Genomic DNA, 16,533 nt, shown 5'->3' with positions numbered 1-16,533 from the left:
TCTACGTTTACTTTCTATTTGCTCGTTATTTATCCTGATGTAAACCATATTGACTGATGTTCATTCAGCCATCTCCGCTACAATGGCGATACTTTTTTCTCAGTGGATGCTGTCGTGCCATTACTTATTATCACCACGATCTTGTGGGCATTTTCATTCAGCCTGATTGGCGAATATCTGGCGGGTCAGGTCGATAGCTGGTTTTCTGCGATGTTTCGTCTGACGGCAGCGGCAGTGGTATTTTTGCCGTTCTTACGCTGGCGGGGCTACGCGCCGCGCGTCATTTTCTTGTATATGTTAGTGGGCGCTTGCCAACTGGGTATCATGTACCTGTTCGTATTCCAGGCTTACCTGTACCTGACTGTGCCTGAGTTTTTACTCTTCACGGTGATGACGCCGTTGTACGTCACGCTGATTTACGATCTGCTTGCCCGACAGCGCCTACGCTGGGGCTACGCGATGAGTGCGCTTCTGGCAGTATTCGGCGCAGCCGTAATCCACTATCACGGCGTGAGTGAGCATTTCTGGTGGGGATTCCTGCTGGTGCAGGTGGCGAACGTGTGTTTTGCCGCAGGTCAGGTTGGCTATAAGCGTCTGATGGAGATTCATCCTGTACCGCAGCACTGCGCGTTTTCCTGGTTTTATCTGGGAGCCGCGATCGTGACGATAGCCGCGTGGTTGCTCTTCGGCAACATGGCTAAGTTACCCACCACAACCTTGCAGTGGGGTGTGCTGGCCTGGCTGGGGATTGGCGCTTCAGGCTTGGGTTATTTTATGTGGAACTATGGCGCAACCCAAGTGGATGCCGGAACGCTCAGCATAATGAATAACTTTCACGTGCCGGCTGGGCTACTGGTCAACTTCGCCATCTGGCATAAAACGCCAGACTGGCTGAGCTTTATCATAGGGACAGCAATCATTACGTCCTCGTTGTGGGTACACCAGCATTGGGTCGTGAAGCATCCTTCACGAACGGTAAATGATCACAAGCGTGCTGGCGCGCCGAACGAATAAACGCATCAATGACCGGTTGGCGCTGTTCTCCGTCGCGGACGGCGGCGTACAACCGGCTCCAAAGCCCATCACCCAACGATTTGGTCACAATCAGCCCTTGGCGTTCAAAACTTTCCACCACCCAGTGGGGGAGCGCGGCAATGCCCATACGGGCGGCAACCATCTGAATCAGCAGCAGTGTGTTATCCACGCTTTTCAGCGCAGGGCTGATGCCTGCGGGTTGTAAAAAATGACGCCAGACGTCCAACCGCTGCCGTTGTACCGGGTAGATCATTAGGGTTTCTGCGCTGAAATCTTCCGGTTCGATTTTTTCTTTTTTTGCCAGTGGGTGCTCGGGAGCCAGTACCAGTCGGACTTCAAAATCAAACAGAGGTGAATAGTGCAGCCCACTGCGAGGCATGATGTCGGAGGTCATAACCAGATCCAATTCGCCTTGCTGGAGTGCGGGCTGAGGGTCGAACGTGACGCCTGATTTAAAATCCATCGCGACCTGTGGCCAGTGCTGATGAAACTCATCTAGCGCAGGCGTCAGCCACTGAATGCAGCTATGGCACTCGATGGCCAGACGCAGCATGGTTTGGTGCGGCTCATGGCACGCCTGCAACGCCTGCTGAATTTGCGGTAACACCTGCTCTGCCAACTGCAACAGAATTTCTCCCTGAGGCGTAAAGCGCAACGGCTGGCTTTTACGCACGAATAGTCTGAACCCAAGACGCTGTTCCAGATCGCTGAACTGGTGGGATAACGCCGATTGGGTTTGGTGAAGTGCAGCGGCAGCGGCGGCTAACGATCCCGTATTGCGCAGTGCTTGCAGCGTTCGCAGGTGTTTAAATTCGATCATGAGAGTCCTTCACAGTGACAGTGAATAAATTGCGCTTGTGCTTACTACAGTACCTGCGGATTATGGATGTGTAAACATCTGGACGGCTAAATGAGGAATTAACGATGACGATTGTGAATCACACACTGGGTTTTCCGCGCGTTGGGTTACGCCGTGAACTGAAAAAAGCGCAGGAAAGCTATTGGGCAGGTAACGCAACACAGGAAGAGTTGCTGACCGTTGGACGTGAGCTGCGTGCGCGTCATTGGCAACAACAGAAGGATGCTGGCGTTGATCTGCTGCCAGTGGGTGATTTCGCCTGGTACGACCATGTGCTGACCACGAGTCTGCTGCTGGGTAATGTACCTGCGCGTCATCAGAATGAAGATGGATCGGTCGATCTGGACACGCTGTTCCGTATTGGCCGTGGACGGGCACCAACCGGTCAGCCTGCCGCTGCGGCAGAAATGACCAAATGGTTTAACACGAACTATCACTACATGGTACCAGAATTCACTCAAGGGCAGCAGTTTGCGCTGACCTGGACGCAGTTGCTGGATGAAGTGGATGAAGCACTGGCGCTGGGCCATAAGGTGAAGCCTGTTCTGTTAGGCCCGGTTACCTACCTGTGGCTGGGCAAAGTGAAAGGCGATCAATTTGACCGTTTATCACTGCTGCAAGGCATTCTGCCCGTTTACCAGCAAGTGCTGGCTGAACTGGCGAAGCGTGGCATTGAGTGGGTGCAGATTGATGAGCCGGCACTAGCACTGGAACTGCCGCAAGCGTGGCTGGCCGCGTTTAAACCCGCTTACGATGCGCTGCAAGGTCAGGTGAAATTGCTGCTGACGACCTATTTCGACAGCGTTAGCCAGAATCTGGAAACGATCAAAGCGCTGCCGGTTCAGGGGCTGCATATCGATCTGGTTCATGGGAAGGACGATGCCGCGACGTTGAGCGCCCAACTGCCAGCTAACTGGGTATTGTCGCTGGGGGTGATTAACGGCCGTAACGTATGGCGTGCTGACCTGAGCAGTTGGTTCGAGCGTTTGCAACCGCTGGTGGGGACGCGCGCTCTATGGCTGGGAAGTTCATGCTCACTGCTGCATAGCCCTATCGATCTGAGTGTGGAAGTGCGCCTGGATGATGAAGTGAAGAGCTGGTTTGCCTTTGCGATTCAGAAATGTGCGGAGTTGTCACTGCTGTCTCAGGCACTTAACAGCGGCAACGGTCAGGCACTGGAAGCCTACAGCGCGCCGATTCGTGCTCGTCGTACCTCTACGCGTGTCAACAACGCCGCTGTTGCGCAGCGTCTGGCGGCCATCACCGCACAGGACAGCCAGCGTCAGAACGTGTATTCCGTGCGTGCCGATGCTCAGCGTGAGCGCTTTAATCTGCCAGCATGGCCGACCACGACGATTGGTTCTTTCCCGCAAACCACCGAAATTCGCGGTCTGCGTCTGGATTTCAAGCAGGGTCGTCTGGACGGTAATAACTACCGCACCGGCATTGCCGAGCACATCAAGCAAGCTGTCGTTGAGCAAGAGCGTCTGGGGCTTGACGTACTGGTGCACGGTGAAGCTGAACGTAACGACATGGTGGAATACTTCGGTGAGCATCTTGATGGGTTTGTCTTTACCCAGAATGGCTGGGTGCAGAGCTACGGTTCTCGCTGTGTGAAACCGCCAGTTATCATTGGTGATGTGAGCCGTCCAGAAGCGATTACCGTTGAGTGGGCGAAATACGCACAGTCCCTGACTGACAAGCCGATGAAAGGCATGTTGACAGGTCCAGTAACCATCCTGTGCTGGTCCTTCCCGCGCGAAGACGTCACGCGTGAAACCATTGCCAAGCAGATTGCGCTGGCGCTGCGTGATGAAGTGGCCGATTTGGAAGCCGCAGGCATTGGTATCATCCAGATTGATGAACCGGCGCTGCGTGAAGGTCTGCCGCTGCACCGCTCTGATTGGGACGCTTATCTGGCCTGGGCAGTGGATGCTTTCCGTCTGAATGCCGCTGTAGCGAAAGATGATACGCAAATCCATACTCACATGTGTTATTGCGAGTTCAACGACATCATGGATTCTATCGCCGCGTTGGATGCAGACGTGATTACGATTGAAACCTCTCGCTCCGATATGGAGTTGCTGGAGTCGTTTGAAGAGTTCGAATACCCGAATGAAATTGGTCCAGGCGTCTACGACATTCACTCTCCGAACGTACCGAGTGTGGAATGGATGGAAGCCCTGCTGAAAAAAGCGGCTCAGCGTATTCCTGCTGAGCGCCTGTGGGTGAACCCAGACTGCGGTCTGAAAACGCGTGGCTGGCCGGAAACGCGTCAGGCCTTGGCAAACATGGTTCAGGCAGCACAGCGTCTGCGTGAAACCCAGTAATCGTTAATGACTGATGAAATCAGGGAGGCTATGCTCTCCCTGATTTTTTGTACCCTTCACGAATAGATAAAATACGCGTCATTTTGCTTTTCCTCACGCTTCTTCATTATTTCTCACTGCAAATATTCTCTCTTCCTAAAAATTAACTATATTGTCTTTTCTTTAATAAAATCGCCGCGCTATCCCCCTTGTTTTTCTGCATCAACTGGTAGGTTATCTTCCGAAAATGAATATTCATCCGCTATCTATGTCTCTATTTTTCGCTGGGGTAAATCGACACGGTCATAAAGCTAGAGAATATTGTGCCGATAAGGTAAACGGCATGGAGGCGGCTCAGGACGTACCAATAGCGCGAGGATTTTTTATTTTTAATATTTTCTTTATGTTGGAAGTGCACCTGTAATTACTCTCTTATGGGTAGATTAAATATACCTATAAAGCATATTTCCTTTCCCGAAAAACGATTATTTCCCCACTCTGCGACGTTATTCGACGGCGTGCTGTGCGCAGTAGTCATTATTATTTATTACCTAAAAGGAGTGAGATGTGAACTTAGCGAATTGGCGTATTGGCTATCGATTAGGAGGCGGGTTTGCCGTTCTGATTTTGATGTTATTTGCCGTGAGTTTATTTTCCCTGTCTAAACTGTCCAGTTTTCAGGATGGTGCCAGAGATATCGTCAAAGAGGTTTACCCACAAACGGTAGAGGCTAATGATCTCATTGATAACGTGAATGGGCATTTTGTCGCTTATTTGCAGATGATGCTGGTATCCGGTCAGGAGCAGCGTCAGGGATATGTCGATCGGATTATGGCGTACCGCAAGGAAATTAGCCGCCTGCTTGATAACCTGGAAAACAATGCCTCAGGAGAGCGTGCTCGCACACAGGTGGGGGTTGTCCGTGGGTTTCGTGCTGAGTTTATCAAATCCGGCGATAAAATTATTAGTGATGCGCTGGCGGGTAATAACGACGTCGCCGTAGCGGAATTCAATAACACCCTGAATGTGATTCAGCGCAATTACCGTGACTCGGTGAAGCAGTTGGTGAATTACCAAAATGAAGCGATGGATAACTCTGTCGAGACCATGGCAGAGGTGTATAGCAGTACTCGCATAATTTTACTGCTTGTTTTGCTGTCGGGTGCGGCTTTTGGCGCGCTGATTGCCTGGGCAATCACGCGTAGCGTTACCCGACCGATTGAGCAGGCTTTGCAAGTCGCGGATAGAGTGGCGGAGGGCGATCTGACCTCACGTATCACTGTAACCAGCAAGGATGAAACCGGATTGCTGCTGCAATCGTTGGATCGTATGAATACCAGCCTGAGCTCGATTGTTGGCCAGGTGCGTGATGGTGCAGAAACCATTTCGACGGCGGCATCGCAAATCACCGCAGGGAATCAGGATCTGTCATCACGCACAGAGGAACAGGCCAGCTCACTGGAAGAAACGGCAGCCTCAATGGAACAACTGGCATCGACCATTAAAAACACGGCGGAAAATACTCAGCAGGCGACGGAGATTGCCAATAAGGCGACCGGTGCCGCGAAAAAAAGTGGTGATGTCATGCTTTCCGTGACGCAGAAAATGCGCGGTATTCGCGATTCATCCCAGCGTATGGCAGAAATCATTGGTGTGATTGACGGTATTGCGTTTCAGACCAATATCCTGGCACTGAACGCGGCGGTTGAAGCTGCGCGTGCGGGTGAGCAGGGGCGCGGCTTTGCGGTAGTGGCAGGAGAGGTCCGCTCGCTGGCACAGCGCAGTGCGACAGCCGCGCGGGAGATCAAGGATTTGATCGACGACTCCGTCAGCAAAATTCGCGAAGGCATGGAGCTTGTCGATACCGCCGAAGAAACCATGGGTGGCTTAACATCCCATGTGAAGGATGTGCACGACATTATCACTGAGATTTCACAGGCTAGCCGTGAACAGAGCGACGGGATTAACCAGATGAATCTGGCGATTGGGCAGATTGATACCACGACCCAGCAGAATGCGGCCTTGGTTGAAGAATCCGCTTCTGCTGCTTTGTCCTTGCAAGCGCAGGCCTCCGTTCTGGCAGAAGCCGTGAGCGCGTTTAAAGTACAGTCATCTAGCCGTAGTGATGCCGGGTCTTATGCACCGAGGCCGATGAGTACACCACTGCTGGCGCTGGCAAATAAAGAGTAAATTTGCTGCCATAATTTGCCTGTGTTGCTGTGCAACGTCTATTTCATCAGGGGGGGTAATGGCCTCCCTGATTCCGTTATCTCGCGATATAGAGCAAATCTGTTTTTTCCTTTGCTTATTCAGTTTGTTGTCCTTTTTTAAGAAAAATTCCCTCTCTTTATTTTTAATATCAAATATGTCTGACTATCATTTAATGTAGTTGTGGTGTTATTTTTGTTAATCGCCGTTGAATTAATCTGTGATTTTTCCGATCGAAACTTAATTTTTGATAGTTGCAGTCTATTTATTATATGTTTTTGAATGATTTAAACGATCAATTTGTAAAGTTCAGAAACAAGTTGCCGATAAAATGGATCACACAGGAACGGCTATGGATGCACGAATACGGAGAGGGAAGGTCATCATCTCACCTCGATAACGTCTCCTCGGTCTTATCAATCGTATTTGTACCACTGTTAGATTTATTGCCACTTTTGCACCTCAACACCTGAGGAAAATTATTTGATTTTTGATCGCACCTCTCATGCTGAGAGCGTGCGTAAAAATGCCTGCCTCAAGGTATCTCTGGTATGTCAGAAGGAAACCGCTTTTTCCTTTGGATAACCAGCCATTCTCCGCCCTGTGGTCCATCAAGTTGCGACATGTGCGCAACTGACCTTGCTATGCATTACCTAAAAGGAGTGAGACATGAATTTAGCAAACTGGCGTATTGGTTATCGATTGGGGGCTGGATTTGCCATCCTGATTCTGATGTTATTTGCCGTAAGTATTTTTTCCCTGTCTAAGTTGTCCGGCTTTCAGGACGGTGCCAGAGGCATTGTCAAAGACGTCTATCCACAAACGATTGATGCCAATAATCTCATCGACAATGTAAATGGTATTCTGGTGGCGTATCAGCGGCTGATGCTGGTTTCGGGTGAGGAACAGATCCAGACAAACGTGACTCGCGTGAATGAGTTCCGTCAGGAAATTGGTCGCCTGCTGGATAAACTAGAAAGCCAAACGGTTGAAGATCGTTCGGTTAGCCAGCTACGGGCGATTCGCGCGATTCGTACCGAGTTTCTGAAATCTGGCGATAAAATCATTAGTGAAGTGGTGGCGGGCAATCGGGAAGCGGCGATCGATGAGTTCAACAACAACCTGAACGTGGTTCAACGCCAATATCGTGATGCAGTGAAACAATTAGTGAACTACCAAGATGATGCGATGGACACCTCCGTTGAAGCTATGGCTGAGGTATACAGCGAGACGCGTATTATTCTGTTGCTCATTTTAGCGCTGGGTGTCGTATTTGGCGCATTGATTGCGTGGTCGATTACGCGCAGCGTAACCCGGCCGATACAGCAGGCTTTGCAAGTGGCAGATAGAGTAGCGCAGGGCGACCTGACCTCACGCATTACTGTTACCAGCAAAGATGAAACGGGACAACTGCTGCAATCGTTGGATCATATGAACACCAGCCTGAGCGAAATTGTTGGGCAGGTACGTGACGGAGCGGAAACGATCTCGACGGCCGCCTCGCAGATTGCCGCGGGTAATCAGGATTTGTCAGCACGCACCGAAGAACAGGCCAGCTCGCTGGAAGAAACGGCAGCTTCAATGGAACAGCTGACTTCTACCATTAAAAATACGGCGGAAAATACGCAGCAGGCAACAGACATAGCGAATAAAGCTTCTGGTGCTGCCAAGCAAAGCGGTGACGTCATGGTTTCTGTTACGCAGAAAATGCGCGGTATTCGTGATTCATCCCAGCGAATGGCGGAAATCATTGGTGTGATCGATGGTATTGCCTTCCAGACCAATATCCTGGCATTGAACGCGGCGGTTGAAGCGGCGCGAGCGGGCGAACAAGGGCGTGGTTTTGCGGTGGTAGCAGGTGAAGTGCGTTCTCTGGCACAGCGCAGTGCGACAGCCGCGCGTGAGATCAAGGATTTGATCGACGACTCCGTGAGCAAAATCCAGGAAGGCATGTCGCTGGTTGATACTGCTGAAGAAACCATGGGCGGATTAACCGGCTATGTGCGGGATGTGAATGAGATCATCAGTGAAATCTCGCAGGCCAGTCGTGAGCAGAGCGACGGGATTAACCAGATGAATTTGGCGGTTGGGCAAATTGATACCACGACCCAGCAGAATGCGGCTCTGGTTGAAGAATCTGCCTCTGCGGCACTTTCTCTGCAAGCACAGGCTTCCGTGCTGGCGGAAGCGGTGAGCGCGTTTAAACTGCTGTCATATGGCAACGGCAAAGCCGCTTCTTATGCATCGTCCCCAACACGTACCCCAACGCTGTCTTTAGCACCCGTGACGCCTGCGAAAGATCAAGGCAACAACGGTGACTGGACGACGTTCTAAGGCCGTCGGTGTAACACGCTGAAACACAAACGCCACCGTTGTTCGGTGGCGTTTTAGATCGTAGGTAAGAACGGACGCGTGTGATGGCGCTACGCTACACCGTTTTTCTGGAACCATGCCAGCATCCGTTGCCAGCCGTCACGTGCGGATTCTTCATGATAGCTGGGACGGTAATCGGCATGGAAAGCATGGCCGGCATCGGGGTAGACGATGATTTCTGCCGCCGCGTTCGCAGCGCGTAGCGCCTGTCGCATAATATCCACTTTTTCCTGCGGAATACTCTCGTCTTTCGCTCCGTATAGCCCCAACACGGGCGCTTCCAACTCCGTTGCAATATCGACCGGATGTTTGGGGCTGTTCAGCGTTTTCTCACCGGTAAATTTGCCGTACCAGGCCACGGCCGCTTTGAGTTGTGGATTGTGCGCGGCGTAGAGCCAGGTGATACGCCCGCCCCAACAAAATCCCGTTATCGCCAGCTTGCTGGCATCGCCGCCCTGTTTAATCGCCCAGTTGGCTGTGTGATCGAGATCGGACAGCACCTGTGAATCAGGAACCTTATGCACCAGCTCGGTCAGGATTTGCTGAATGTCGTTATAGTGGCTGGGGTCGCCCTGACGGAAATACAGCTCTGGGGCGATGGCTATATAGCCCTGCTTAGCTAGCCTGCGGCACACATCCTGAATGTGTTGATGAACGCCGAAAATTTCCTGTACCACCAGGACGATAGGGAGCGGCCCATTATGGTTCGCTGGCCTGGCGATATAGGCAGGTAGCTGTTCACCTTGGGAAGGAATGGTGGTTTCACTGGCAACGATACCGACAGAATCCGTTGTAATGATGGAGAAGCCCTGCGGTTTTACCGCCGGGGATAACCCTTGAGGAAGATGTTTGAAGGTCGTCTGTTCATCAGTCTTCATTACGCGCTCTCCTGTTATCGGTCTGCCGAGTTTCATGTGAAAGAGGGATGTCATGATAAATACTATCAATGATTAAAGAATCTACACTAGAAGACAATTAATCGGCAAAAATGAATTCCTCACCCAATAAATAGTGATTTAAATCACATTTTTTATGTATGTTTATGTTTGTTTCTTTTTTATAGGTGACTCCTGTCACTTAAAAAAACGCAATGATGCGCTAGAGTCTTTTTATAACGCGGATGCTTACAGACTGCGACAAGCAGCATAGATGAGGCATTCGGCACGATTTCTCTGAATACCCAATTGATTGCCCGGGAGGCAGTTATGTCTACATCTGATGTGTTCCATCTTGGTCTGGTTAAGAACGATTTACAGGGCGCGACGCTGGCTATCGTGCCCGGCGATCCTGAGCGTGTCGAAAAAATTGCCCGCCTGATGGATAACCCGGTTCATCTGGCATCACACCGTGAATTTACCTCCTGGCGTGCAGAACTGGACGGCAAGGCAATCATTGTCTGCTCGACCGGTATCGGTGGTCCGTCAACGTCAATCGCGGTAGAAGAATTGGCGCAGCTTGGCATCCGCACGTTTCTGCGCGTTGGTACGACGGGGGCGATTCAGTCCGGTATCAATGTCGGTGATGTGTTAGTGACCACCGCAGCCGTCCGCCTTGACGGTGCGAGTCTGCACTTCGCGCCAATGGAGTTCCCTGCTGTGGCTGATTTCGGCTGTACTACCGCGTTGGTGGAAGCCGCGAAAGCGTCGGGTGCCGCGTTGCACGTTGGCATCACGGCATCTTCCGATACGTTCTATCCTGGTCAGGAACGCTATGACACCTTCTCTGGACGCGTGGTTCGTCGCTTCCGCGGTTCGATGGAGGAGTGGCAGAGCATGGGGGTGCTGAACTATGAAATGGAGTCTGCTACGCTGCTGACCATGTGCGCCAGCCAGGGGCTAAAAGCGGGCATGATCGCGGGTGTGATCGTGAACCGTACTCAGCAGGAAATCCCGGATGCGGCGACCATGAAGCTGGCCGAAACCACCGTCATCAAGGTGTTGCTGGACGCGACACGCCGTTTGTTAGCCGCTGAATAAGTACAAAAATTGATGGTATTTTGGGCTGGTCATCGCAGAGGCCAGCCTTTATCCTAATAAACTTGTTCTGGTTTATTGGGTTAACCTGCGACGCGCCTGCGTATGTAATATGGTTGCCTTGCTCGCCTTTCAACCTCGCAAGGAGATGTATGACCGAACCAACGTTGCTTCATCCCTCTTTATTACCGCTGGACGGTGGAATCAACTTCCGTGATTTAGGTGGTAACCGGGCTGCTGATGGGCGGCTTATCCGACACGGTAAACTTTTTCGCTCCGGTTCGCTGGATTTGCTGAGCCAGGCGGATTGTGAACACCTTGCTGGCGTGCCTATTTCTCACGTGGTGGACTATCGGGATGCCGATGAAATTGCGCAGAAGCCCGACGTCTTGTGGACGGGGGCTAATTATCACGCTTACCCAGCCAACCCATTGCGCCACGAAGTAACAGCCAATCTGGATTCATTGGGATCCGATGTGCTGGCAGCGTTTGATTCCCGTGCGTTTATGTTGGAACTCTACCGCCGTCTGCCTTTCAATAACTCAGCCTATAAACAGCTGGTATCGCTGCTATTGCGGCCGGATGAGGGCGGGCTGGTGCAGCACTGCGCCGTCGGTAAAGATCGCACAGGTATCGGTTCTGCGCTGGTGATGTTTGCGCTGGGGGCCGATGAGCAGACCGTGATGGAAGATTACCTGCTCACGGATACGACGCTGACGCCATTCCGTCAGCAGTTACTGGCACATTTGTCAGAAACGCTGAATGAGAAAGCATTAGGACAGTTTTCTTATGTGCTCTCTGTGCAGGAAGAGTTCATTGTGACGGCGTTGCAGGCGATCTATGAACGACATGGTTCTATCGATAGCTGGCTTGAAGTGGAATACGGTCTGGATAATCACGCACGGAATTATTTACAAGATAAATACCTGATTGCAGGATAATTACCTGCTTTACTTTACAATAATGCGTTTTTCGAATCCGTTATTGTGGTCATAATTAGTTCTCTTATCGGTTAATTTTACTCAGTCTAACCAACGCCCGATGAATTTCATCAGGCGTTTTGCGTTTGTTAAATCAGGGAGGAACATGTCTCATATCATAGGGATAGATTTAGGCACGACAAACAGTTTGGTTTCATTCTGGGATGGCGAGAAAGCCGTACTGATTCCCAATGCACACGGTGATTACCTCACTCCTTCAGTTATCGGCCTTGATGATAACGGCGATCTATTGGTAGGGCGTGTTGCCAAAGAACGCTTGATTACCCACCCACTTAAAACCGCAGCGTTGTTCAAACGCTACATGGGGACGAAAAAGGCCTACTCGCTCGGCGGTGTACAAACCTACCAGCCTGAAGAATTATCTTCTTTTCTGCTACGCGTGCTGAAAGCCGATGCTGAGGCATTTCTTGGTGCGCCTGTGACAGAAGCGGTCATCAGCGTGCCTGCCTACTTTAATGATAAACAGCGTAAAGCAACGCAGATTGCAGGGCAGCTAGCCGGTCTTAAGGTGGAGCGCCTGGTGAATGAACCGACAGCGGCTGCGCTAAGTTACGGATTGCATGTTAATGATCCAGAAAGCCGTTTTTTAGTCTTCGACCTAGGCGGTGGCACCTTCGATGTGTCAGTCCTGACGCTATTTGACGGCATTATGGAAGTGAACGCCACAGCAGGGCACAACACACTGGGGGGCGAAGATTTTGTCGATACGCTGGTAAAAGCGTTTCTGAATGCGCATACGCTGACGTCGCTCGACTTGTCAGAAATGAGTCGCCTGCGCCAGCATATCGAAGGGATGAAACGGGAGTTAACGCTGCAACATGAGGCGACGATAGCGCCAGAGTTCGGTGGCGTAGCGTATCCGTGGCACCTTACCCGCGATGATTTCGAATCACTTTGTGCCCCTTTAATTGATGCGTTACGGCAGCCTATCGAGCGGGCATTGAATGATGCGGCTATTACCCCGCGTGATTTGAATTGCGTCATTCTGGTCGGGGGAGCCAGCCGTATGCCCGTGGTGAGAAGCCTGGCTGCCAGACTATTTGGTCAGTACCCGATCGCGACGCTAAATCCTGATGAAATCGTGGCGTTGGGTGCGGCTGTGCAGGCTGGGCTCAAGGCGCGTAGCCAAGGGCTAGCGGAGGTCGTGCTGACTGACGTCTGCCCGTTTACCCTAGGATTAGAAACGGCACGCCGCTTACCGAATGGACATCTGGAAAGCGGTTATTATACGCCGATTATTGATCGTAATACGGTCGTCCCCGTGAGCCGGGAAAAAGTGTTCAGCACCTGTCATGAAGGGCAAACCAACATGCTGCTGCAAATCTATCAGGGGGAAAGTCGCCTGACGCGCAATAACGTCAAATTGGGTGAGCTGGAAATTGAGTTTCCGCCCACACCGGAAGACGAACCCATTGTGCGTGTGCGTTATACCTACGATATCAACGGCATTTTGGAAGTGCAGGCGACAGACCTCCATGAGGGCAACAGTAAATCAACGATTATCCGCAATGATAGCTGTGATTTGTCGGACGCTGAGATACAGGCGCGCTTACAGCAGTTGGCAGAGATAAAAATACACCCGCGTGAGCGTATGGAAAGTCGACTGTTACTGGCGCGCGGTGAGCGTTTATATGAGCAATTGATGGGTGAAGCGCGAGAGCGTATCGCACATGAATTGCAAGCCTTTGAAGATGCATTGGAAACGCAGGACTCCTTGCACATTCGCCGGGTAACAAAAGAGATACAGAGCGTATTTGATGAGATGGAGCCTCATTCGTTATGAAAACGTCGTGCTGGGTATTTTTAGGGATTGAGGAAACGGTCGACCAAATGGCCATTCGACGTGCGTATGCGCGTTTGTTGCGGCAGCATAATCCAGAAGATGACGCCGAAGCGTTTAAGGCGCTCCGTGCAGCGTATGAAGACGCGCTCTTACAGGCGCGCTATCTGGTGGCTAAAGGGGATGCCGAGCAGCAGGAAAACCCTGCGTCAGAGGTGGCAGCAGAGGCTGAGAAGATGAGCAATCCTGCGGCTAACACGGCGAATGATGACATTGCTGTAATGCAGGATACGATGCAGCAAATTGAAGCGATAAAGCAGCGTGTGGCGGCAATCTATGCGGATGTTCAGTGCCGTATCGACGATGGGGTTTGGCGTGACGTGCTATCAACATCGGTACTCGATCGTCTTGAAATCAAACAGCCTGTTTCACTGTGGCTGTTTGGCTTTTTAGGCCACTGTGCTTTCTTGCCAGACTCGGTGAAGCAATGCTTATTGGAGACGTTTGACTGGGAACACAACTTGCTGTTGCTCAGGCGACACTATTCTTCACAGCAGGTGGAAGATGTACTGGAATGGCTGAATGACGAAGATGTCTGGCATATCCCTGTGCGGGGGTTGCGGTTTCCTTCCGGTATAACTGGTGAAGACGTAGACCGCTATTTTCACGACCGGGAGCAGCTGGTTCGCATCGTTTATCAACATGACAATGCCGCATTTGATCGGCAACTGGCGCAGATGTTATCCCGACAGATCTGCGATCCAGAGCTGCTCTGTTGGGCTATCGCCCACTACCATCGCCTTGGTGATTTTTCCCCTGCTCGTGAATGCTGTCGTCAGTTAATTGCAATGGTGCCGGAGCAAATAGACGGTTATTTGCGGTTAGCGCAGATTGAGCTGGATGACCGACAGTACCTACGCGCTGCCGATGCGTTTAATCAGGTGCTGGAGATGCAAAGCGACCATGCCGTGGCGTTGAAGGGATTGGCTGGCTGTTTCCTGGCTCAAGGGATGCTCTTTGAAGCTCGGGAACTGTATCGCTATCTCTGCACCTTGGTGCCGTATGACGTAGAAGCGCAGATTCAGGTGCTGAAAATCAATGCGCAAACCATTGCTGGTGGTTTCGCGACGATTAAACCAAAGCGTTACAGCATGGAGTACTGTGAAGAAGTCGCAGAATGTTATCTGCAAAATGGGGCTTACACTCTGTGTATCGATTTTATACAACACCTGATGGCTCGTGCTGAATATAATGCCAAGCCGCTGCCGCGCTTAATCAGAGGCAGTATTTTTGAGGTGATATACCGCTCGTTTTTTGTCAAACATGGCGATTTCAATGAGCGCACGCTTTCCTCTACGCTCTACATGACGCTCGGTGATGTTCATTATCAACTGGATCAATATGAGGATGCCCGGCAGGCATATACCTGGGCGCTGGAGGAAGCGCAACGACAAGGCGAAAATGGCTACGGTGCGAGTGTTTGTTTAGCGCGTGTTCTGTTGAAGCTGAAAATCTACCAAGATGTTATCCCTCTATTGGAAAAGGCACAGGGCTACCACCGTAATGATTCTGAAATCTGCTTCATGCTATCAGAGGCTTTTCGTTTTACGGATGAATATGACAAATCGCTGGAATATGTGAATCAGGCTATTGCACTGGATGCATCGCACTGGGTGTATTTTTCTGTTCGTTCGATCGTTTTGCACTATATCTTTGAGCGCTATGAGGAAGCCTTGTCGGACCTGAATTTTATTGTGCGATGTAAGCCATCTTTCTCTTCGGTATGGTATCGACGTGGGATCTGTCTGAGTCGTTTAGGACGCCATCGAGAGGCGATAGAGAGCCTGGAAGAAGCTATCGACTGGAATATTAAGGATCCTGATGCCGCGTTAGAATTGTTGAAATCTGCCTGCGAATTAGGCCTGTATGACAAGGCTCAGCGTGGCGTGAAGCTATATCAGGAATACGGCGGCGATATGGATGAGATCGGCGAGTGGTTGATGAAGCTGGAGCAGATAGCACCGGGGCGGCAGGGAGTAGATAACGCATGACCGTAGAAAATCAGGAAAATACGCAGCCTTTATCCAAAACTCAGCTATGGGGGCTGGCGCTGTCAGCCATTCTGACGGAAATGAATTACGATCGGCATGATGTGCTGGATGGTGGTGGTGATAAACAGGAAGCGCTGAGGGCGATTCGACATATTCTGAAACGGGATTGGGGCATTGAAACGCGTGAAGCGCTGCTGCGCCAGATCCATCGCCTGCTCAATGGTCACGGACACGGGCCGGGTTACCGCCGTCTACAGCATCGGCTGTCTGCGATGTCTGAAGCGGAGATGGATGCGTATATCCAGCGCCATCAACATGATGAAGAACATCACAGTGAATTACTGATCGTGAGGCTCAATCGGTTTGCGTTGGATCGTACCGGGATTGATGCCTGGGACGAAGGGCGTAGCGTCAATCTGTGCCGCTGGGGGATGGCGGTGGGTATGGTGGGCGAAGAGGAAGGATGGGATATGATCATGTCTATGGCGCGGAATGCGCAACAGAAATATGACAGCTGGTATCACTTTGCCATTAGCTACGTGGTTGGGCGGCAATATTGGCGTTCACTGGCGACGGAAGATTTTGTTAACGATCAGATGGATATTCTGCGTCGTTTAACGGGTAATCCAGAAAGCCCGTGGAACACGTTGGACTGGCATTTACCGTTAGATGACGTCACGGCGGTTATCGAGGTTGCTGACAAAGTCCGCAGAGCGGGGGTAACGGATAGATCGTAAAGACGCTGTAAACACGTCCTTGTGCGCTCGGCTTGCGCCATATATGGACGCTCCCGGTTGAACAAGGCGTTTTTCAGCAAGATGTAAAATCGGTAACTGCAGGCATATATCCGGTTTCTGATGGAGCTTCTGCGCCCCGAACCATGATGAAATCCGCCAGGTGAGTACCAAGCATCCACTACGGGCTATCATGCCCATTGGCGCATC

General features: G+C 51.2%; 11 protein-coding genes. 9 read left to right on the top strand and 2 right to left on the bottom strand.

Features of this window, described 5'->3' with window-relative positions:
* Positions 1-114 precede the first annotated feature (114 nt).
* Positions 115-1,014 (top strand): carboxylate/amino acid/amine transporter, encoded by a 900-nt coding sequence (locus tag A6301_RS09555; protein ID WP_205540496.1) that lies wholly within the window; start codon positions 115-117, stop codon positions 1,012-1,014.
* On the opposite strand, the gene metR is transcribed toward A6301_RS09555, so the two are convergent.
* Entirely contained in the window at positions 920-1,855 is a 936-nt protein-coding gene (gene metR / locus A6301_RS09550; RefSeq protein WP_107169097.1) for an HTH-type transcriptional regulator MetR, read from the bottom strand. The genes A6301_RS09555 and metR overlap by 95 nt on opposite strands.
* Positions 1,856-1,959: 104 nt before the next feature.
* On the opposite strand from metR, the gene metE reads away from it, so the two are divergent.
* The 3 genes from metE (at position 1,960) to A6301_RS09535 (ending at position 8,745) form a co-directional block, all read left to right on the top strand.
* A complete protein-coding gene (gene metE / locus A6301_RS09545; RefSeq protein WP_234257657.1) occupies positions 1,960-4,224 on the top strand; it encodes a 5-methyltetrahydropteroyltriglutamate--homocysteine S-methyltransferase in 2,265 nt (754 codons plus the stop codon).
* Between the two features lie 546 nt (positions 4,225-4,770).
* Positions 4,771-6,393, top strand: a complete 1,623-nt coding sequence (locus A6301_RS09540) for a methyl-accepting chemotaxis protein (protein ID WP_234257655.1) — start codon at positions 4,771-4,773, stop codon at positions 6,391-6,393.
* Positions 6,394-7,080: 687 nt separating this feature from the next.
* On the top strand, positions 7,081-8,745 hold the full coding sequence (locus A6301_RS09535; protein ID WP_234257654.1) for a methyl-accepting chemotaxis protein: 1,665 nt from the start codon (positions 7,081-7,083) through the stop codon (positions 8,743-8,745).
* Positions 8,746-8,834: 89 nt separating this feature from the next.
* Here the strand turns inward: A6301_RS09535 and A6301_RS09530 are convergent, their stop codons facing one another.
* The gene (locus tag A6301_RS09530) at positions 8,835-9,662 is read right to left on the bottom strand and encodes a dienelactone hydrolase family protein (protein ID WP_234257652.1); all 828 of its coding nucleotides are present in this window, start codon (positions 9,660-9,662) and stop codon (positions 8,835-8,837) included.
* Between the two features lie 327 nt (positions 9,663-9,989).
* Between A6301_RS09530 and udp the strand changes: the two genes are divergently transcribed.
* The 5 genes from udp (at position 9,990) to A6301_RS09505 (ending at position 16,326) form a co-directional block, all read left to right on the top strand.
* The gene (udp, locus tag A6301_RS09525; protein WP_107169102.1) at positions 9,990-10,760 is read left to right on the top strand and encodes a uridine phosphorylase; all 771 of its coding nucleotides are present in this window, start codon (positions 9,990-9,992) and stop codon (positions 10,758-10,760) included.
* Between the two features lie 149 nt (positions 10,761-10,909).
* Complete coding sequence (locus A6301_RS09520) at positions 10,910-11,698, top strand: tyrosine-protein phosphatase (protein ID WP_107169103.1); 789 nt, start codon at positions 10,910-10,912, stop codon at positions 11,696-11,698.
* A 145-nt stretch (positions 11,699-11,843) separates the two neighbouring features.
* Entirely contained in the window at positions 11,844-13,541 is a 1,698-nt protein-coding gene (locus A6301_RS09515; RefSeq protein ID WP_234257651.1) for an Hsp70 family protein, read from the top strand.
* Positions 13,538-15,589, top strand: a complete 2,052-nt coding sequence (locus A6301_RS09510) for a tetratricopeptide repeat protein (RefSeq protein ID WP_234257649.1) — start codon at positions 13,538-13,540, stop codon at positions 15,587-15,589. Before A6301_RS09515 ends, A6301_RS09510 begins: the two co-directional genes overlap by 4 nt.
* Positions 15,586-16,326, top strand: a complete 741-nt coding sequence (locus A6301_RS09505) for a DUF1266 domain-containing protein (protein WP_234257648.1) — start codon at positions 15,586-15,588, stop codon at positions 16,324-16,326. The genes A6301_RS09510 and A6301_RS09505 overlap by 4 nt, the downstream gene beginning before the upstream one ends.
* Positions 16,327-16,533 lie beyond the last annotated feature (207 nt).

Origin of the sequence: Pectobacterium sp. IFB5596 (assembly GCF_021432585.1) — a bacterium.
Taxonomy (GTDB): domain Bacteria; phylum Pseudomonadota; class Gammaproteobacteria; order Enterobacterales; family Enterobacteriaceae; genus Pectobacterium; species Pectobacterium punjabense.
This window is presented reverse-complemented; position numbering and strand designations above follow the sequence as displayed.